Below are 19,403 nucleotides of genomic sequence, written 5' to 3'. Positions count from 1 at the left end.
TGGCCGCGCGGATCACCTGCCGGGCGGCCGGAGGCGGCCGCCTTAGTGCCGTCAGCCGCCGGCGACCGACGGGAGCACCTGGATCTCGGCGCCGGCCGGAACCGGGGTATCCAGGCCGCCGGAGCGGCGGCAGTCCTCCCCGTCCACATAGACGTTCACGTACCGCCGCAGCGCACCGCTCTCGTCGCGGATCCTCCGTTCCAGCCGGGGCCACCGCTCCTGGATCTCATCCAGGATCGCGCCCAGCGTCCCGCCGTCTCCCACCTCGAGGTGCGCCGCGCCGCCGGCCTCGGCACGCAGCACTCCCGGGACCAGCACTGTCGGCATCAGAGACTCGCCGCCCGCACGCACAGCACGTCAGGCAGGTGCGCCGCCACGGACGTCCAGCTCTCGCCCTCGTCCCGGCTGGCGAACACCTCGCCCGAGCGGGTGCCGAAGTAGACACCGGCCGGCTCCGCGTCGTCGGCGCACATCGCGTCGCGCAGCACCACCTGATAGAACGGCTCCTCGGGCAGACCCGCCTGCTGCGGCTCCCAGTGCTCGCCCGCATCGGTGGAACGGAACACCCGGCAGCGCAGATCGACCGGCTCCCGCTGCCCGTCGCTGACCAGCGGGAAGCTCCAGATCGTGCCGCCGCGCCGGGGATGCGCGACGATCGGGAAGCCGAAGTCGGCCGGCAGCGTCCCGGCGATCGACTCCCAGGTGTCACCACCGTCCACCGTGCGGTAGACGCCGTGGTGGTTCTGCGCGTAGTAGCGCTCCGGGTCGGCGCCGTCGCGGGCCACCTTGTGCACGCACTGGCCGAACTCGGGCCACGGGTCGGGCAGGAAGTAGGCCTTGATGCCGGTGTTGGCCGGCGCCCAGGACGCGCCGCCGTCGGTGGTGCGATAGACGCCGCCGGTGGACATGGCGACCAGCACCCGGTCGGGGTCCTCGGGGTGCGGCAGCACCGTGTGCACCGCCTGCCCGCCGAAGCCGGCGCCCCACTCGGGCCGGTGCGGGTGGTCCCACAGGGCGCGGACCAGCTCGTACGTCCGGCCGCCGTCCTCGGAGCGGAACAGCGCGGACGGCTGGACCCCGGCGTAGACGACGCCGGACGCGGCCGGCGTGATCTGCCAGACCCGCTCGACCGCCACGCCGGCGTCGGCCGGGAAGGCCAGCGGGGCGACGTCGGGCTCCTCCCAGGTGGCGCCCAGGTCGTCGCTGATGGCGACGCTCGGGCCGAAGTGGGAGCTGTCCACCCCGGCCAGCAGGCGGGGCCGCGGTCCGCGGTTGTCGATGGCGACGGCATAGATGGACATGCCGGGGAAGTGCGCGGAGCTCAGCTGCCAGCTCCGCCGGTCGTCCTCACTCGTGGCCAGGAAGAGGCCTTTCTTGGTGCCGATGGCTATCAGCTCGGTCATGGCCAGCAGTATCCCCGCCCGGTCCGACAAAAACGCCGCATCCGGCGGGTGCGAGGATGAGAACGTGAGTCGACCCGCCCTGCGCGTCCGCAAGTCCGGCGCCCTCGTCGTCGCCGCGCTGATCGCGTTCGTGGGCACCGCCCCGTTCGCCGGAGCGACCTGGCAGCTGACCCCGTTGCTGCTGATCCCGCTGGCCGTGCTGATCTGGGCGGTGCGGGCCGGCACCGACGTGGGTCCCGCCGGCCTGCGGGTGCGGGCGCTCTTCGGCAGCGTCGACATCCCGTGGTCCCGGGTCGACCAGCTCGGGCCGGACGACCGCGGCCGGGTGTCCGCCCTGCTCACCGACGGCACGGTGATCCGGCTGACCGGGGTCACCACCGCGAATCTGCCCGCGGTGATCGCGGCCGGCGGGCAGGAGTTGCGGGACGACTCAGTAGCCGTCGACGACCCGGTTGACGAGCGGCTCCCCGGCGGCGAACCGACGTAGCTGCTCCCCCGCCAGGCGGTAGGCCCGGGGCAGCAGACCCACGACGGCCCCGCCGACGTGCGGGGTGATGAAGACGTTGGGCAGCTCCCACAGCGGGTGCCCCACGGGCAGGGGCTCCGGATCGGTCACGTCGAGCGCCGCGCCGATCCGCCCGGAGGCCACCTCGGTGAGCAGCGCCGCGGTGTCGACGACCGGCCCGCGTGCCGCGTTGACCAGCAGTGCCCCGTCGGGCAGCGCCGCCAGGAAGGAACCGTCGACCAGCCCGCGGGTCTGCTCGGTCAGCGGCACGAGCAGCACCACGATCTCGGCCTGCGGCAGCAGGCCGGGCAACTCGCCGACCCCGTGCACGTCCTGGTCGGGACGCGCGGTGCGGGCCACCCGGGTCACGGTGACCTCGAACGGCGTCAGCCGCTGCTCGACGGCCCGGCCGATGGAACCGGCTCCCACGATGAGCACCCGCTTGCCGGTGAGCTCCTCGGTGGGCGTGAACGCCGCCGGGGCCCACTCGCGCCGCTGCTGGGCGCGGGCGAAGGCCGGGAACTGCCGCAGCGAGCCGATCGTGGCGCCCAGCACCCATTCCGCGACCGCCGCGTCGTGCACCCCGGCCGCGTCGCACAGCTGCACGCCGGCGGGCACGTGGCCGACCCAGTTGTCCGCGCCCGCCGAGAGCAGCTGCACGACCCGCAGGCCGGTGAGCTTCGGCAGCAGGTCGGAGGCGCGCACGGTGGAGCTGAACGGCGGCACCCAGAACCGGACGTCCGTGGGGTCCGACGGCAGCGTGGCCGCGTCGGCGCAGACCTCGACCGCGACGCCGGCCGGCACGTCGCCGAGCAGCTCGCGGCCCTTCTCATGGGCGATCCAGACCTTCACCGTGCCAACCTAGCCGCGCCGGGCGCCGGCTGCCCGGCCGGAGATCCAGGTGTGCCGGACGTCCCAGCCGGCCCCGCTACCCTGGACCGGGGAAACGAGGAGGTCGTGTGATCGAGCGCAGTCGCCGGTTCCGAGCGGGCGCCGTGACACTTGGTGCCGTGCTGGCTCTGACCACCGCGTGCAGTTTCGGCCCGCCGGAGCCCGACGTGGCCGGGGAACCGCCGAACCTGCCGGCCCCGTCCGTCTCCGCCGACCCGGACAGCAGCAGTGCCGGCGAGGCCACGGCAGCGGCCACGGTCCTGGCCAAGGACCTCGAGGTGCCGTGGGGCCTGGCCTTTTTGCCCGACGGCGCCGCCCTGGTGACCGAGCGTGACACCGCCCGCATCCTGCAGGTCGGCCCGGAGTCGGACGCCGAGGGGCTCAAGGTGACCGAGGTGCAGCGGCTCACCGAGCCGGAGCCGGGCGGCGACGGCGGCCTGCTGGGCATCGCAATCTCCCCGAAATACGAGACCGACGCGACCGTCTTCGTCTACTACTCGACGGCGAAGGACAACCGCGTCGCCAAGCTCAAGCTCAAGGGCAAGCCGGAGCCGATCCTCACCGGCATCCCGCGCTCGGCGAACGACAACGGCGGTCAGCTCGCGTTCGGCCCGGACGGCATGCTCTACGTCACCACGGGCGACGGCTCGGCGACCGGCAACCAGGCGCCGAACCCGAAGAGCCTCGGCGGCAAGATCCTGCGGATCACCACCGCCGGCAAACCCGCACCGGGGAATCCGGCCAAGAACTCGCCGGTCTGGTCGTCCGGTCACCGTAACGTGCAGGGCATAGCTTGGGACGCGGCCAAGAAGATGTACGCGAGTGAGTCGGACCAGAAGAAGTCCGGCGAGCTGAACGTGATCCAGAAAGGCAAGAACTACGGGTGGCCCAAGGCGGACGGTGCCAGCTCGGACGCCAAGCTCACCGCCCCGGTGGTGAGCTGGCCGATCGGCGACTCGTCCTGCGCGGGTGTGGCGGTGCTGGAGCGCATGGTCGCGACGGCCTGCCTGCTGGGCCAGCGGGTGTGGATGGTCGACATGACCGAGAACGGCACCCTGCTGGGGCAGCCCAAGTCGGTGCTCGCCGGTGAGTACGGCCGGCTGCGCGGGCTGGTCGCCGCCCCGGACGGCTCGTTCTGGGTCACCACGTCCAACCGGGAGAAAGGCGCCGAGCCGGGACCGGACGACGACCAGATCATCCGGCTGGTGTTCTCCGACGGCGGAGCCGGCCGGAGCTGACCGTCGTCACTGTTTGACGACCAGCGTACGGGGGCAGGTGAGCCGGCGACCATGAACGAGAAGATCTTGCGGGCCCGCGACGCGGTGAAACGTACCTGGCAGCGGCCGTGGGCCCGGCGCCTGAGCGTCTGGGCGGCGGTTGTGGCCGTCAGCCTGACCGGCGTCGTCGTCGGCACGATGTTGTTCGCCCAGTCGGAGATCGCGGTGGGCCCGTTCCGGGCCGACATGTCGATCAGCCCGTCGATCGAGGGCGGCACCGAGGTGCAGATCCCGCCGCTGGGGTCGCTACATCTGGACAGCCACGACGGCCCGATCCACCTGAAGGTGGACCTGGGCTCGCTGGACCAGGAACGCACCGAGGCGCTGATCGACGACCCGACGGCGATCAGCGCGGCCGGGCAGTCGGCGGTGGACGACGTGACCAAGGGCGTGCTGCAGCTGGGCCTGCGGGCACTGGGCGCGGCGATCGTGTGCGCGCTGATCCTGTCGGCGCTGATCTTCCGCAACGTCCGGCGGGTGGCGGCGGCCGGGGTGCTGGCGCTGGTGGTGACCGGCGGCAGCCTGGGGCTGGCCGCGGGCACGATCCGGCCGGACTCGATCAGCGAGCCGAGGTACGAGGGCCTGCTGGTCAACGCGCCCGCGGTGGTCGGTGACGCGCGGCGCATCGCGGACAACTACGGCCGGTACGCCGACCAGCTCCAGCAACTGGTCAGCAACGTCAGCCGGATCTACACGACGGTGTCGGCGCTGCCGGTCTTCGAGCCGTCCGGTAACACCACCCGCGTCCTGCACGTGTCCGACCTGCACCTGAACCCGACGTCGTGGGGCGTGATCCGTACGGTCGTGAAGCAGTGGGACATCGACGCCGTGGTGGACACCGGCGACATCGTGGACTGGGGCAGCAACGCCGAGACCTCGTACGTGAGCAACATCGGCCAGCTCGGGGTGCCGTACGTGTACGTGCGCGGCAACCACGACTCGCTGGCGATCCAGGAGGCCGTGGCCCGGCAGAAGAACGCGATCGTGCTCGACGACACCACGGTGACGATCGACGGCCTGACTTTCGCGGGCATCGGCGACCCGGAGTTCACACCGGACAAGAGCGAGAACCCGCCGGCCGATGCGGACGAGCCGGTCACGTCCCCCCTGCTGACCAGCGGCGAACGCCTGGCGGCAACGATCCGCGCGGCGCAGACGAAGGTGGACGTGGCGCTGGTGCACGACCCGGCGATGGCGCCACCGCTGTCGGGGGTGGTGCCGGTGGTCCTGGCCGGCCACACCCACAAGCGGGAGGTGAGTGTGCTGGCGGCGCCGTCCCCGGCACCCTCGTCGTCGGTGACCCCGAGCGTGCCGGTGCCGAGCGCGTCGGCCGGGGTGACGGCGCCGCCGCAGCAGACGCGACTGCTGGTGGAGGGGTCGAGCGGTGGCGCGGGCCTGCGCGGGCTGGAGAAGGAGGAACCGACGCCGCTGATGATGTCGGTGCTGTACTTCGACGAGACGCACGCGCTGAAGGCCTACGACGACATCCAGCTGGGCGGCACGGGCGAGCAGAACGTGACGATGCAGCGCAAGGTCGTCGGCAAGGACGAACCGGAACCGACCACGGACCCGTCGGCGATCAGCGGCGTGACCCCCGAGATCCGCCCCAACGGCAGCGTGCCCCCCGGCCGCTGACCCACCCGGCGCGGGAGTGGCCAGAGCTCAACCACCACTCTCAGCCCGGACCGGCGGCGTCACGAGGCCGGGACGGCAGCGCCCGGCCCTGTGTGTCACAGGACCGGGCGCCGACCGTAAGAAATATCGCGAAGATCAGGAGAGCCGGGAGAGGATCAGCTCCCGGACGGTCTTGGCGTCCGCCTGGCCGCGGGTCGTCTTCATGACCGCGCCGACCAGCGCGCCCGCCGCTGCGACCTTGCCGTCGCGGATCTTCGCCGCGATGTCCGGGTTGGCGGCGATGGCCTCGTCGACCGCCGCCGTGAGCGCGCCCGTGTCGGAGACGACGCCCAGGCCGCGGGCCTCGATCACCGCTGCCGGGTCGCCCTCGCCGGCCACGACGCCCTCGAGCACCTGGCGGGCCAGCTTGTCGTTGAGCTTGCCCTCGTCGACCAGGCCCTGCAGCTGCGCGACCTGGGCCGGCGTCACGCCGACCGCGGCGAGCTCGACGCCCGTCTCGTTCGCGCGGCGGGCCAGCTCGCCCATCCACCACTTGCGGGCACCGGCCGGGGTGGTGCCCGCGGCGATGGTCTCCTCGATCAGCTCGATCGCGCCGGCGTTGGCCACCGACTGCATATCGAGCGTGGAGATGCCCCACTCCTCGGCGAGCCGGGCGCGCTTGACGCTGGGCAGCTCGGGCAGGGCCGCCTTGAGGTCGGCCACCCACGCCGTGTCGGGCGCGATCGGCACCAGGTCGGGCTCGGGGAAGTAGCGGTAGTCGGTCGCGGTCTCCTTGGAGCGGCCCGGCCGGGTGTCGCCGGTGGTCTCCTGGAAGTGCCGGGTCTCCTGGAAGATCCGGGTGCCCTGGCTGAGCAGGCTGGCCTGGCGGATGATCTCGGAACGGACCGCACGCTCGACCGAACGCAGCGAGTTGACGTTCTTCGTCTCGGTCCGGGTGCCCCACTCCTCGCCCGGCAGGTTCAGCGAGGTGTTCACGTCGCAGCGCATCGAGCCCTGCTCCATGCGCACGTCGGAGACGTTGAGCGAGCGGATGATGTCGCGCAGCTCCGTCACGTACGCCTTGGCGACCTCGGGGGCCTTGGCGCCGATGCCGGGTACGGGCTTGGTGACGATCTCGACCAGCGGGATGCCGGCCCGGTTGTAGTCCACCAGCGACTCGGTCGCGCCGTGGATGCGCCCGGTGGCCCCGCCGACGTGCAGCGACTTGCCGGTGTCCTCCTCGAGGTGGACCCGCTCGATCTCGATGCGCACCGTCTCGCCGTCGACCAGCACGTCGACGTAGCCGTCCACGCAGAGCGGCTCGTCGTACTGGCTGGTCTGGAAGTTCTTCGGCATGTCCGGGTAGAAGTAGTTCTTCCGGGCCATCCGGCACCACGACGCGATGTCGCAGTTGAGGGCGAGCCCGATCCGGATGGTGGCCTCGATCGCGGCGCGGTTGGCCACCGGCAGCGCGCCGGGCAGGCCGAGACAGACCGGGCAGACCTGGGTGTTGGGCTCCGCGCCGAACTCGGTCGGGCAGCCGCAGAACATCTTGGTGTTCGTGCCCAGCTCGACGTGCGTCTCCAGGCCGATGACCGGCTCGTAGCGGGCGATCGCGTCCTCGTAGGAGGGCAACGCGGTGGTGGTCATGCTCACGCCTCCAGCGTCGGTGGGGTCAGGGTGCCGACCGCGGACTCGAGCGCGGCGGCGACCCTGTACATCCGGTCGTCGGCCATCGTCGGCGCCATCACCTGGAAACCGACCGGCAGTCCCTCGGAGAGCCCGCACGGCACCGAGATCGCCGGGCCGCCGTAGAGGTTGGTCGGGATGGTGTAGAGGTCGGCCAGATACATCTGGTAGGGGTCGCTCGTACGCGAGCCGAACGGGAACGCCACGAACGGCGTGGTCGGCGAGACCAGCACGTCGACCTGCTCGAAGGCGGTGGTGAAGTCGCGCGTGATGAGCGTGCGGACCTTCTGCGCCTGGCCGTAGTACGCGTCGTAGTAGCCGCTGGACAGCGCGTACGTGCCGAGGATGATCCGGCGCTTGACCTCGGGACCGAAACCGGCGTCCCGGGTCAGCGACATGACCTCTTCGAGCGAACGGTTGCCGTCGTCGCCGACCCGCAGGCCGTAGCGCACGCCGTCGAAGCGGGCCAGGTTGGACGAGGCCTCGCTGGGCGCGATGAGGTAGTAGGCCGGCAGCGCGTACGCGAAGTGCGGGCAGGACACCTCGACGACCTCGGCACCCAGCTTGACCAGCGCTTCGACCGACTCGCGGAAGGCCGCCAGCACGCCGGGCTCGGCGCCGTCGCCCGCGAACTCCTTGACCAGGCCGAGCTTGACCCCGGTGAGGTCGCCGGTGGCACCGAGCCGGGCGGCGGCGACGACGTCGGGCACGGGCTGTGGGATGGAGGTCGAGTCGCGCACGTCGTGGCCGGCGATGACCGAGTGCAGCAGCGCCGCGTCCTCCACGTTGCGGGCGCAGGGCCCGGGGGTGTCGAGCGAGGACGAGAAGGCGATCAGGCCGTAACGGGACGTGCCGCCGTACGTCGGCTTGGCGCCGACCGTGCCGGTGACCGCGCCGGGCTGCCGGATGGAGCCACCGGTGTCCGTGCCGATCGCCAGCGGCGCCTCGTAGGCGGCCAGCGACGCGGCACTGCCGCCGCCGGAGCCGCCGGGGATGCGCCCGAGGTCCCACGGGTTGTTGGTGGGGCCGTAGGCCGAATACTCGGTGGAGGAGCCCATCGCGAACTCGTCCATGTTGGTCTTGCCGAGCATGACCGTGCCGGCAGCGCGCAGCCGCTCGACAACCGTCGCGTCGTAAGGCGGCCTCCAGCCTTCGAGGATCTTGGAGGCGGCGGTGGTCGGGATGCCACGCGTGGCGATCACGTCCTTGACCGCGACCGGCACCCCGGCCAGCGGTCCGAGCTCCTCGCCCCGGGCCCGCTGCTCGTCGACGGCGCGGGCCGCGGCCAGCGCGCCGTCGCGGTCCACGTGCAGGAAGGCGTGCACCTGCCCGTCGACGGCGGCGATCCGGTCGAGGTGCGCGGTCGCAACCTCGACGGCGGAGGCGTCGCCGCCGCTGATCAGGCCTGCGACCTGCGCAGCGGTCATCCTGGTGACGTCAGTCACGGCGCTCAGTCCTCCTCGTCCAGGATGCGCGGCACGCGGAACCGGCCCTCGGCGGAATCGGGCGCGCCGGAGAGCGCCTCCTCCTGCGTGAGGCACGGTGTCACGACGTCGTCGCGGTAGATGTTGGTCAGCGGCACGGAGTGCGAGGTCGGCGGGATGTCCTCGGCGGCCACATCACCGATCCGGGCGACCGACTGCAGGATGACGTCGAGCTGACCGGCGAACTGGTCGAGCTCCTGCTCGGTCACGGCGAGCCGCGACAGGCGCGCCAGATGCGCGACCTCTTCGCGGGAGATGGCGGCCATCGTGCCCCCTTGGTATGGATGTCGCTGACCGGGGAAGTCTATTTCTTTCGCCGCGGGCGGCGGGCGGCGGCTCCCCGGTCTGTGGATAACCCGGCAATCCGGAGATCAAATTCCGGATGACGTGCGTGGTTGCCTGGCTCTGACCGTCGCTCCCGCCGATCGCCGGCTGCGGGAGCCAAGACCTCAGAACCGAACTTCCAATTCGATCTCGTGGCGCAACGGAATCCCGTCCAGCTCGCGCGGAATGGCCGGCTTCAGGGCGCGGGCCCGGGTCACCGCGTCCCGGTGCACGGCGACCAGGTCGAAGCCGTGCCGCTGGTAGAAACGCAGGGCCCTGACGTTGTCATTCGTGGTGACCAGCCAGACGCGGGCGGCCCCCGACCTGGCCGCCACGTCGAAGATCCAGGCGAGCAGAGCTCCACCGGCGCCTGCCCCTGGACGGTCCGCCGCGATCGAGACGATCTCCCAATCCGTCCCGACGGCGCGGTAGGTGAGCAGCCCCACGGGTTCGTCGTCCTCCCAGGCGATCCCGCCGGGAAGATCACTGGCGTCGATCAGTTCGCCGTGGACGGCGACCACCGTGCCATGGAACGCGGCGGTCAGCGACTGCCGCACGTACGCGATGTCGGCGGGCGTGACGGGACGCACCTCGATCGCCATGGCACTCCTCAGGACGTCGGCACCGCCAGGGCGCCGGGTTCACGGCCGGGTCGCAGAGGACGATAGCGGGACAGCCAGACCGCCAGATCCGGTGCGGGCATCGGCCGTGCGTGGAACCAGCCCTGCGCCGCGTGACAGCCGGCCGCGGCGAGCAACCGCCAGGTCCGCTCGTCCTCGACGCCCTCCGCGACGACCCGCAGCCCCAGCGAGTCGCCCAGCGCGATCACCGACCGCACGATCGCGGCGTCACCCCGGTCGGCGGCCATCCCCAGCACGAACGAGCGGTCGATCTTGACCTCGGCGAACGGCAGCCGGCGCAGATGCTGCAACGACGAGTAGCCGGTGCCGAAGTCGTCCAGGGAGATCGCCACCCCCATCCGGTCCAGCCGGGTGATCGTGTCGAGCACCCGGTGCGGGTCGGCCATCAGCGCACTCTCGGTGATCTCGAGCTGCAGCAGGTCGGGCGGTACGTCGTACCGGTGCAACAGGGTGTCGATCTCCACCACGATGTCCGCCGCATGCAGGTCCCGGACGCTGACGTTGACGGACGCGCGCAGCGGCCGGCCGGCCGCGCGCCAGGCGCCGAGCTGAGCGATCACCTCGCGCAGCACCCGGCTGGTGAGCAGCCGCATGACGGGCGTCTGCTCGGCGACCCGCAGCAGCTCGCTCGGCCCGACCATGCCGCGCACGGGATGCCGCCAGCGCAGCAGCGCCTCGACACCGACCAGCTCACCGGTCGCGATGGCGATCTGCGGCTGGTAGTAGAGGGTGATCCCGTCGGCAGCGGGGTCGCTGCCCGGCTCGGCCTGCACAGCGCGGCGCAGATCGGCGAGCAGGGTCAGGTCGGGCGTGTGGTGCTCGGAGTCGCGCGCATAGACGGCGACGTGATCGCCGCGCTCCTTGGCGTCGTACATGGCCGCCTCGGCCTGGCGCAGCAGGGATGCGCCGTCGCCGCCGCGCTCGCCCTGCAGGGCGATGCCGATGGAGGCGCTGACGTCGATCGGCAGGCCGTCGAGGGCGAACGGCCGGCCGAGCTCCTCGGCCAGATGCGCCGCGAGCCGCCGGGCCGCGGCCGGCCCGTCGACCCGGGTGGCCAGCACAGCGAACTCGTCACCGCCGAGCCGGACCACAAGATCATGCGACGGTACGACCGCAGCCAGCCGGCGAGCGACCTCGACGAGCAGTCGGTCCCCGGTCGTGTGCCCCAGGGCGTCATTGACGGTACGGAACCGGTCGAGGTCAAGAAGGAGGAGGGCGAGCCCGCGCTCGGAGCGGTGCAGTCCGCGCGCGGCTCCCCGCTCAGCGACTGAGGTCTGCAGGGCGCGCCGGTTGGGCAGCCCGGTGAGGGAGTCGACCCGGGCGGCCCGCTCGTACTCACCGGCGGAACGCACCATCCGATGCACGGCATGCAGAGCAAGAAGTACCAGTGGCACAAGGGCGATGCCGACCTGGGCCGCGGCCAGCACCACGGGCCCGAGCAGCAGAAGCGCGGCGGTGGCGAACAACTCCATTCCCCAGCGCTGCACCCGGCGACGGCGGCGGCCGGCACTCGCGCAGCGGGCGGAGAGCACGTCGAGGCCGGTGCGGGCGGCGATCCACGCGGCCGCGGCCGCGACGGTGAGCAGGGCGTCGTCCCAGTGCGGCTGGGCGCCGACGTGGAGACCGGCCAGCGCGGCGACGGCGGCGGCTCCGGCCAGGGCCACGGCGTGCTGCACGGCCAGGTGCAGGGCGCGGCGGGGAGACTGGCGCATCCGTACGCCGGCGACGGCCATGGCCGCCAGTTGTACGGCCAGCGCGGGCACGAAACCCCAGGCGAGCACGATGCCGAAGGTGAAGCAGATGGACGGCAGGATCACGGAACTGGCCCGCCGGTTGGCGACGACGTAGGGCCGCGCGTCGACGGCCAGGGCGAGGGCGGCCATGACCCAGAAGGCGGTGGGCAGGGCCTCGAAGGTGCGCGGCGAAGTGAGCCAGAGGACAAGGTCGACCAGGAGGGCGCCGCCGACGGCTGTGACCGCGCCCCGCCGGGCGGTAACCGGGCTGGGCCCGGCCGGTGACGACTCGAACGGCGCTCCGAGTAGCGCCGATGCCGGCGTTTCCGGCGGCGCCGCGGACTTCCCGGCGCCGGCCCGCCTGGACCGCCAGCCAACTGCCCCCCAGCCGCGCGACCTCCAGCCCCGCGGCCATCCACCCCGTGCCCCTCGGCCGCCTGGCTCTCGCCCGCGCGACTCCCGACCGCGGGCCGCGCGGTCGTCAGACCGCCGGCCGGCCGTTCCCCCGCCGGGCGATGCATGATCCAGCGAACCGCTATCCGCGCGCACGTCGGTGATCGGCTCGCCGGCCGGCTGTTCTGCACCCGGCATGGAGCTGCGCTGTTCTGCGGCACCCATGCGACCTCCACGGTGGCGTCGACCGAACGATCTTCCTCACCATAGATCCGCATGGACAAAACTACGCGAAACAGACTCGCCGTTACCAAATTGCCGTATCGACCTGAACGTGGAACCTCCCCGGATTCACCCGTTCGTGGATCTTCGCCGTCGGCACGCCGAGCGCCGCGGCCGCCTGCTCGGCGTGTCCTATTCGGCCGGCTCAGCCGCCTTCTTCCTCGGCTTCCGGGCCGCCGCGGCCTTCTTCGGCTCGCCGTCCGCCGCCTCCTTGGGCGCGTCCTCGGCGATCTCGGCCACCGCCCGAGCCGCCTCCGGCCCGTCAGCCAGCAGCACCGCGAACCCGTCCTCGTTGAGCACCGGCACCTTCAGCGACAACGCCTTGTCGTACTTGCTGCCCGGGTTGTCCCCCACCACCACGAACGCCGTCTTCTTGGAGACCGAGCCGCTGACCTTGCCGCCCCGGGCCAGCACCGCCTCGGAGGCCTCGTCGCGGGTGTGGGTCGACAGGGTGCCGGTCACCACCAGGGTCATGCCCGCCAGCGGCCGCAGTCCCGTGTCGGTGCGTTCCTCGGCCATCTTGACGCCGGCCTCGCGCCACTTGCGGACGATCTCCCGGTGCCAGTCGACGGCGAACCACTCCCGCAGGCTTTCGGCGATCGTGGGCCCGACGCCGTCGACCGCCGACAACTCCTCGATCCGGCCTTCCTCGATCGCGGCCTCGATGGCCGCCATCGAGCCGAACTCCAGCGCCAGCGCCCGGGAGGCGGTCGGGCCGACGTGCCGGATCGACAACGCCACCAGGACCCGCCACAGTGGCCGGCTCTTGGCCTCCTCGAGCTTTTCCAGCAGCTTGACCGCGTTGGTGCCCAGAGTGCCGTCCATGTTGACGAAGAACGGCGAGCGCAGCAGGTCGTCGGCGGTCAGGCCGAACAGGTCGCTCTCGTCGGTCAGCACCGAGGACTCGTAGAGCGCGCGGGCGGCCTTGTAGCCGAGAACCTCGATGTCCAGCGCGTTGCGGCTGGCCAGGTAGAAGAGCCGTTCGCGAAGCTGCCCCGGGCAGTAGTGCTGGTTGGGGCAGCGGATGTCGATGTCGCTCTCCTTGGCGGGAGCGAGCGGGGTGTCGCACTCGGGGCACCGGGTCGGCATCACGAACGGGTGCGCGTCCTCGGGACGCAGGTCCATGACCGGCCCGAGGACCTCGGGGATCACGTCGCCGGCCTTGCGCAGCACCACGGTGTCGCCGATCCAGACGCCCTTGCGCTCGACCTCGCGGGCGTTGTGCAGCGTCGCCTGGGCCACCGTGGAACCGGCCACCAGCACGGGCTGCAGCACCGCGTACGGCGTGACCCGCCCGGTGCGTCCCACGTTGACCAAGATGTCGAGGAGCTCGGTGGTGACCTCCTCGGGCGGATATTTGAAGGCGATCGCCCAGCGGGGCGCCCGGCTGGTCGAGCCGAGCCGGCCCTGGATGGCGACCGAGTCCACCTTGACCACCACGCCGTCGATCTCGTGCTCGACGTCGTGCCGGTGCTGGCCGTAGTAGGCGATGTAGTCGCGTACCTCGGCCATCCCGTCGACGAGCCGCCAGCGGTCACTGGTGGGCAGCCCCCAGGAGCGCAGGGCCTCGTACGCGTGGGACTGCGAATCCGGCCGGAAGCCTTTCCGGGCGCCGATGCCGTGCACGACCATCCGCAGGCCGCGGGACGCGGTGATCCGCGGGTCCTTCTGCCGCAGGCTGCCGGCGGCAGCGTTGCGCGGGTTGGCGAACGGGGCCTTGCCCTGCTCGACCAGCGAGGCGTTGAGGTCGGCGAACGCGGACGCCGGAAAGTAGATCTCGCCGCGCACCTCGAGCAGCTCGGGCGGGTTGTCGTCGGCCAGCCGGTCGGGGATCTCGCGGATGGTGCGGACGTTGGAGGTCACGTCCTCGCCGGTGCGCCCGTCGCCGCGGGTGGCGCCCCGCACCAGGCGGCCCTTCTCATAGGTCAGGTTGATGGCGAGGCCGTCGACCTTGAGCTCGCAGATGAACTGCACCGGACCGCCCGCGTCCCGCTCGGTGCGCTCGGCCCAGGCGCCCAGCTCGGCGTCGTCGAAGACGTTGTCGAGGGACAGCATGCGCTCGGCGTGCTCGACCGGGGTGAACAGGGTGGAGAAGGTGCCCCCGACATTCTGCGTCGGGGAATCGGGGGTGCGCAGCGCCGGGAACTGCTCCTCCAACGCCTCCAGCTCGTGCAGGAGCTTGTCGAACTCGGCGTCGGAGACCGTCGGGGAGTCGAGGACGTAGTAGCGGTACTGATGGCCGCGGACCTCGTCGCTCAGCTCGGCGTGCCGGGCGCTGGCCTCCGGGGTCGGCTCGGCGCCGGCGGCGGCGACCTGCTCGGCGGTCGGCCGGCCCTCCGCGAGCTGCTCGGCGACCGCAGCCGCCTCGGCACCGTCGGCGGGCGTATCGACAGGCTGCTTTTCCGGCACCGGGAGACCTCCGTGGTTCGTTCTTCTCTACCGGCACGTTAGTCGCCCGGTCCGACAAAACCATCGACATGCGCGGCCGGCGGCGCCCGGGTACGTTCTGCCGGTGGCGGACTGGTGGCTGTGGGCGGGTGGAGCTGCGGCGCTGGTCGCGGCCGGATGGTGGCTGCGCCGGCGGTGGCGGGCCGGGCGGCCGAGCAGCGGCGACATCTGGTGGGCCGACGTGCCCTATGCCCGCGGGCAGGGCTCGAAGCTGCGCCCGTGCCTGGTGCTGCGCCGCCGTAGGGATGGCATCGTGGTCCTGAAGATCACCAGTCAGGACAAGAGCCATCGCCGCGACCACGTGCTGATCCCGACCCGACGCTGGGACGCGCGGGCGAGCCATGACTCGTACCTGAATCTGGGTGAACCGATCGTCGTCCGCCCGGCGGCCTTCCAGCGCCGCGCGGGCGCGGCGGACCTGCGCACCCGCCGCCAGGTCGCCCGCTTCCGCAGCCGGTCCCGGTGAAGCCGGGGGTCAGACCTCGGTCAGCCGCCGGCCGGCGTCTCGGCAGGCCTTGAGCACCTCACGCACGTAGGACTGCGAAGCGCCGGCGAGCCCGCAGGCAGGCGTGATGACGACCTGCTGCGGCAGCCGGGCCGCCGGGAAGCCGAGCCGGCTCCACAGCTTCCGCGCCCGGTCGGCGACCTGCGCCGACGTCAACGCCCGGCCGTCGGCCGGCAGCCGGGTGGGTGCCGCACCGGCGAAGAGGCCGAGACCGGCCTCCAGGGCCTCCCCCAGCGGATCAAGATCCTTGATCAGCGACAGGTCGAGCGCGACGGCGGCGGCCCGCGCATCCCGGACCACCTGCAGCGGTACGGCCGGAGCACAGCAGTGCACGATGACCGGCACCCCGACAGCCTCGACCACCGTCCGCAGCCCCGTTGCGGCATCGGGCCCGTCGACGACCTTGTACGCCCCCAGTCCACTCTCCGTAGGGATGCGTCCGGCGAGAACGGCCGGCAGCGAAGGCTCGTCGAGCTGGAGCAGCACCGACGCCTGCGGAAGCCGCTTCTGCACGTCGGCCACGTGCCGGCGCAGCCCCTCGGCCAGCGACTCGGTCAGGTGACGCACGGCACCGGAATCGCGCAGCATGCGGCCGCCGATCGGCAGATCCAGGCTCGCCGCCAACGTCCACGGGCCCGCGGCCTGAAGCTTGACAGGGCCGGTGAACCGGTCGGCCTGCTCGGAGAGCTGATCGAGGTCACGTTCCATCAGGTCGGCGATGCGGCGCTGGTCCCGGCCGGGGCGGGGAGCCATCTGCCAGCGGCCGACGTAGATCTGCACCGGCAGCTCGACCAGCAGGCCGGCGGTGCGCCCGATCATGTCGGCGCCGGGACCGCGGTCGGGCAGCTCGGCCAGGTGTGGGAACTCGGGCAACTCGCCCATGATCAGGCGCTGGGCCTCGGCGATGTCGGTCCCGGGCAGCGAGCCGACCCCGGTGGCCGCACCGGCCGGCCAGGGAAAATCAGGCACGACGCGCCGGCCCGACCCCGTCGGAGCCCGCCGACACCCGGTCAGCCGAACCGTCTCCGGATCCGCCGCCACTGCCCGCGCCCGAACCGCCGGCGCCCGAAAGACCCGCACCCGAAGCGGCCGAGCCCGGGCCGCCCGTGCTCAAGGTGCCGGAAGCGATCGTCGCGGAGCCGAGAACGATGTCACCAGCCGGATCCGGCCGATAGGCGACGATGGCCTGACCAGCCGCAACCCCCCGAGCCGGCGCACGCAGGTGAGCCACCAGCCCGTCCGGACCGACGCTCACCACGGCCGGGACCACCTCGCCGTGGGCACGCAGCTGCACGTCGCACTCCACCGGAGTCTGCTCTCCGTGCCAGATCGGCCGGGTCGCTGTCACAGTGTCGACGGCAAGATCCTCCCGCGGCCCGACCGTCACTGTGTTGGTCTTCGGGGTGATCGAAAGCACATATCGAGGACGCCCGTCCGGCGCCGGAACCCGCAGGTCGAGACCCTTACGCTGACCGATCGTGTACGAGTAAGCCCCGTCGTGCTGCCCGAGCACAGCCCCGGTGCGACCGTCCACGATGTCGCCCGGTGTCGCACCCAGGCGCTCGGCGAGGAATCCCTTGGTGTCACCGTCGGCGATGAAGCAGATGTCATGCGAGTCGGGCTTGTCGGCGACGGCGAGCCCACGCTCGGCCGCCTCCTGCCGGACCCGCTCCTTGGTCGAATCCCCCAGCGGGAACACAGCCCGATCGAGCTGCGCGCGGGTCAGCACAGCCAGCACGTACGACTGGTCCTTGGCGATGTCGACACTGCGCCGCAGCAGACCGTCCGCCCCCAGCCGGGCGTGATGCCCGGTGACCACGGCGTCGAAGCCCAGCGCAACCGCCCGATCCAGCACCGCGGTGAACTTGATCTTCTCGTTGCACCGCAGACACGGGTTCGGGGTGCGCCCGGCCGCATACTCCGCGACGAAGTCGTCAACCACGTTGTCGTGGAACTGCTCAGCCATGTCCCACACGTAGAACGGGATCCCGATGACATCGGCGGCCCGCCGCGCGTCCCGCGAATCCTCGAGCGTGCAGCACCCCCGCGCCCCGGTCCGGTAGGTCTGAGGATTCCGCGCCAGCGCCAGGTGCACCCCGGTCACATCGTGGCCGGCATCCCGAGCGCGCGCGGCAGCGACAGCGGAGTCGACCCCGCCGGACATAGCTGCAAGAACTCGCACCCGTTCAGCCTATCCGCCCCCACCGACATCCCCCATTGCCGCCTCAACCCCCATCTCAACCGCCGAACCTTTTCCCGTACGCGCACCGCAAAGTCCAGTGGCACACAGGCCCAGGCTCTGCCGTCCCGGCCTCGCCGCGCCACCATCCGGGCTGAGAGCGGTGGAGGGCTGCTCCGCAGCCGCCCGGCAGCGGGCAGCGGGCGCGGGGCGGCCGGCGGGCGGCGGGCGGCGGGCGGCAGCGGCAGCGGCAGCGGGCGGCAGGCGGCCAGCGGCCGGCGGCAGGCGGCCGGCGGCCGGCGGCAGGCGGGCGGCAGCGGCAGCGGCAGCGGCAGCGGCGGGCCGAGCTGCGCGAAGCGCAGAGCGGCAGCGGCGGGCGGCGGGCAGCGGCAGCGGCCAGCAGCGGCGGGCAGCGGCAGCGGGCGGCCGGCGGCGGGCAGCGGCGGGCAGCGGGCGGCCGGCGGCAGGCGGCCGGCAGCAGGCGGGCAGCGGGCGCCCGGCAGCGGCGGCGGGCAGCGGCAGCGGCGGCGGGCAGCGGCAGCGGCGGGCGGCGGGCGGCGGCAGGTCGCAGCGGGGCGGTTGGGCGGTTGTCCGCTGGGTCAGCGGGGTGTTTTCCAGGCCGTCGCCCGGCGGGCGCGCTCGACCGCCCCCGGCAACGCCGCCAGCAGTGTGTCCACGTCCTCGGTCGTCGACGTGTGGCCCAGGGTGAAGCGCAGCGACGATCGGGCCCGGTCGTTGTCCGCGCCCATGGCCAGCAGGACGTGCGACGGCTGCGCCACCCCGGCCGAGCACGCCGACCCCGTCGAGCACGCGATCCCCTGAGCGTCCAGGAGCAGCAGCAACGCGTCCCCCTCGCATCCCGGGAAGGAGAAGTGGGCGTTGCCCGGCAGGCGGTCGGTGGCGTGGCCGTTGAAGACCGCGTCCGGGATCGCCTTGTGGACCCGTTCCACCAGTTCGTCGCGGAGGGCGGCCACCCGCTGGGCGTACTCCTCGCGGGTTTTGACCGCGGCCTCGACCGCCACCGCGAACGCCACCACTCCCGGGGTGTCCAGGGTCCCCGAGCGCACGTCGCGCTCCTGGCCGCCGCCGTGCAGCAGCGGGGTCGCGGCGATGTCGCGGCCCAGCAGCAGCGCGCCGACGCCGATCGGGCCGCCCAGCTTGTGGCCGGTCACCGTGAGGGCGGCCACGCCGCTGGCGGCGAAGTCGACCGGGACCTGGCCCACCGCCTGCACCGCGTCGGTGTGGAAGGGGATTCCGGCTGCTGTCGCCAGGCGGGACAGCTCGTCGACCGGCTGGATCGTGCCGACCTCGTTGTTCGCCCACTGGGTGCTGATCACCGCGATCTCGTCGCCGTGCTCGGCCAGCAGGGTCGCCAGTGATTCCGGGTCGACCCGGCCCGCCGCGTCGACCGGCAGCCAGCTCACCTCGGCGCCCTCGTGGGTGGCCAGCCATTCGACCGCGTCCAGGACCGCGTGGTGCTCGACGGCCGAGGCCACCACCCGGTTGCGGCGGCGGTCGGCGCCTCGGCGGGCCCAGTAGATGCCCTTGGTCGCGAGGTTGTCGCTCTCCGTCCCGCCGCTGGTGAAGATCACCTCGGACGGGCGGGCGCCGAGCACCGCGGCGATGCGTTCGCGGGACTCCTCGACCTGGCGGCGGGCCCAGCGGCCGGCCGCGTGCAGGGACGACGGATTGCCGACCTCGCGGGCGGCCGCGACGTAGGCGTCGAGCGCTTCGGCGAGCATCGGCGTGGTCGCCGCGTGATCCAGGTAGGCCATCAAGTGAAGCTTATGCCTTGAGCCGTCAACCGAAACGATCCGGATGGTCGGAGCGCGCAACGGCCCGGCGGAGGACCCGCCGGGCCGCTTCTTCGCGCTGGTTACTTACGCTTGCGGATTTCGTCGTTGGCCTGGGGTACGACCTTGAACAGGTCGCCGACCACGCCGAAGTCGGCCAGCTCGAAGATCGGCGCCTCGGGGTCCTTGTTGACCGCGACGATGGTCTTCGAGGTCTGCATGCCGGCCCGGTGCTGGATCGC

Annotated in this window: 16 protein-coding genes and 1 pseudogene; 4 read left to right on the top strand and 13 right to left on the bottom strand. The window is 72.4% G+C overall.

Features of this window, described 5'->3' with window-relative positions:
* Positions 1-51: 51 nt before the first annotated feature.
* Positions 52-327 (bottom strand): ubiquitin-like small modifier protein 1, encoded by a 276-nt coding sequence (locus ACZ6S4_RS32940; protein ID WP_465478659.1) that lies wholly within the window; start codon positions 325-327, stop codon positions 52-54.
* Positions 327-1,403, bottom strand: a complete 1,077-nt coding sequence (locus ACZ6S4_RS32935; RefSeq protein ID WP_465478658.1) for a WD40/YVTN/BNR-like repeat-containing protein — start codon at positions 1,401-1,403, stop codon at positions 327-329. Before ACZ6S4_RS32935 ends, ACZ6S4_RS32940 begins: the two co-directional genes overlap by 1 nt.
* Before the next feature lie 64 nt (positions 1,404-1,467).
* Between ACZ6S4_RS32935 and ACZ6S4_RS32930 the strand changes: the two genes are divergently transcribed.
* Positions 1,468-1,890 (top strand): PH domain-containing protein, encoded by a 423-nt coding sequence (locus ACZ6S4_RS32930; RefSeq protein ID WP_465478657.1) that lies wholly within the window; start codon positions 1,468-1,470, stop codon positions 1,888-1,890.
* Here the strand turns inward: ACZ6S4_RS32930 and ACZ6S4_RS32925 are convergent.
* The gene (locus ACZ6S4_RS32925) at positions 1,834-2,760 is read right to left on the bottom strand and encodes a 2-hydroxyacid dehydrogenase (protein ID WP_465478656.1); all 927 of its coding nucleotides are present in this window, start codon (positions 2,758-2,760) and stop codon (positions 1,834-1,836) included. The genes ACZ6S4_RS32930 and ACZ6S4_RS32925 overlap by 57 nt on opposite strands.
* 107 nt (positions 2,761-2,867) lie before the next feature.
* Here ACZ6S4_RS32925 and ACZ6S4_RS32920 point away from each other — a divergent pair, with 107 nt between their 5' ends.
* Together ACZ6S4_RS32920 and ACZ6S4_RS32915 are read left to right on the top strand one after the other, a co-directional pair.
* Positions 2,868-4,037, top strand: coding sequence for a PQQ-dependent sugar dehydrogenase (locus ACZ6S4_RS32920; protein ID WP_465478655.1), 1,170 nt, complete (start codon positions 2,868-2,870; stop codon positions 4,035-4,037).
* A gap of 51 nt (positions 4,038-4,088) precedes the next feature.
* Positions 4,089-5,711: a metallophosphoesterase family protein gene (locus ACZ6S4_RS32915; RefSeq protein WP_465478654.1), complete on the top strand. Its 1,623-nt coding sequence runs from the start codon at positions 4,089-4,091 to the stop codon at positions 5,709-5,711.
* 135 nt (positions 5,712-5,846) lie between these two features.
* Here ACZ6S4_RS32915 and gatB read toward each other — a convergent pair whose 3' ends face one another.
* The 6 genes from gatB to ligA form a co-directional block, all read right to left on the bottom strand.
* The gene (gene gatB / locus ACZ6S4_RS32910; protein ID WP_465478822.1) at positions 5,847-7,340 is read right to left on the bottom strand and encodes an Asp-tRNA(Asn)/Glu-tRNA(Gln) amidotransferase subunit GatB; all 1,494 of its coding nucleotides are present in this window, start codon (positions 7,338-7,340) and stop codon (positions 5,847-5,849) included.
* 2 nt (positions 7,341-7,342) lie between these two features.
* Positions 7,343-8,824 carry an Asp-tRNA(Asn)/Glu-tRNA(Gln) amidotransferase subunit GatA gene (gatA, locus tag ACZ6S4_RS32905; protein WP_465478653.1) on the bottom strand — a complete coding sequence of 494 codons (1,482 nt, stop codon included), beginning with the start codon at positions 8,822-8,824 and terminating at the stop codon, positions 7,343-7,345.
* 5 nt (positions 8,825-8,829) lie between these two features.
* Positions 8,830-9,129, bottom strand: a complete 300-nt coding sequence (gatC, locus tag ACZ6S4_RS32900) for an Asp-tRNA(Asn)/Glu-tRNA(Gln) amidotransferase subunit GatC (RefSeq protein ID WP_360550146.1) — start codon at positions 9,127-9,129, stop codon at positions 8,830-8,832.
* A 183-nt stretch (positions 9,130-9,312) separates the two neighbouring features.
* Entirely contained in the window at positions 9,313-9,789 is a 477-nt protein-coding gene (locus ACZ6S4_RS32895) for a GNAT family N-acetyltransferase (RefSeq protein ID WP_465478652.1), read from the bottom strand.
* Positions 9,790-9,797: 8 nt separating this feature from the next.
* The gene (locus ACZ6S4_RS32890; protein ID WP_465478651.1) at positions 9,798-11,711 is read right to left on the bottom strand and encodes a putative bifunctional diguanylate cyclase/phosphodiesterase; all 1,914 of its coding nucleotides are present in this window, start codon (positions 11,709-11,711) and stop codon (positions 9,798-9,800) included.
* Positions 11,712-12,368: 657 nt separating this feature from the next.
* Positions 12,369-14,645, bottom strand: a complete 2,277-nt coding sequence (gene ligA / locus ACZ6S4_RS32885) for an NAD-dependent DNA ligase LigA (protein ID WP_465478650.1) — start codon at positions 14,643-14,645, stop codon at positions 12,369-12,371.
* Positions 14,646-14,748: 103 nt separating this feature from the next.
* Between ligA and ACZ6S4_RS32880 the strand changes: the two genes are divergently transcribed.
* Entirely contained in the window at positions 14,749-15,150 is a 402-nt protein-coding gene (locus ACZ6S4_RS32880; RefSeq protein ID WP_465478649.1) for a type II toxin-antitoxin system PemK/MazF family toxin, read from the top strand.
* 9 nt (positions 15,151-15,159) lie between these two features.
* On the opposite strand, the gene ACZ6S4_RS32875 is transcribed toward ACZ6S4_RS32880, so the two are convergent.
* From ACZ6S4_RS32875 to ACZ6S4_RS32860, 4 genes and pseudogenes are all read right to left on the bottom strand, one after another.
* Positions 15,160-16,158 (bottom strand): uroporphyrinogen decarboxylase/cobalamine-independent methonine synthase family protein, encoded by a 999-nt coding sequence (locus tag ACZ6S4_RS32875; RefSeq protein WP_465478648.1) that lies wholly within the window; start codon positions 16,156-16,158, stop codon positions 15,160-15,162.
* Entirely contained in the window at positions 16,151-17,371 is a 1,221-nt protein-coding gene (gene mnmA / locus ACZ6S4_RS32870; protein WP_465478647.1) for a tRNA 2-thiouridine(34) synthase MnmA, read from the bottom strand. The genes ACZ6S4_RS32875 and mnmA overlap by 8 nt, the downstream gene beginning before the upstream one ends.
* 596 nt (positions 17,372-17,967) lie before the next feature.
* Positions 17,968-19,143, bottom strand: coding sequence for a cysteine desulfurase family protein (locus tag ACZ6S4_RS32865; RefSeq protein ID WP_465478646.1), 1,176 nt, complete (start codon positions 19,141-19,143; stop codon positions 17,968-17,970).
* 101 nt (positions 19,144-19,244) lie between these two features.
* Positions 19,245-19,403: pseudogene (locus ACZ6S4_RS32860) on the bottom strand (electron transfer flavoprotein subunit alpha/FixB family protein); the annotation flags it as partial.

This window comes from Actinoplanes sp. NPDC051405, assembly GCF_055586185.1.
Note: the sequence above shows the minus strand (reverse complement) of the source record. Positions and strands in the feature narration are given on the sequence as shown.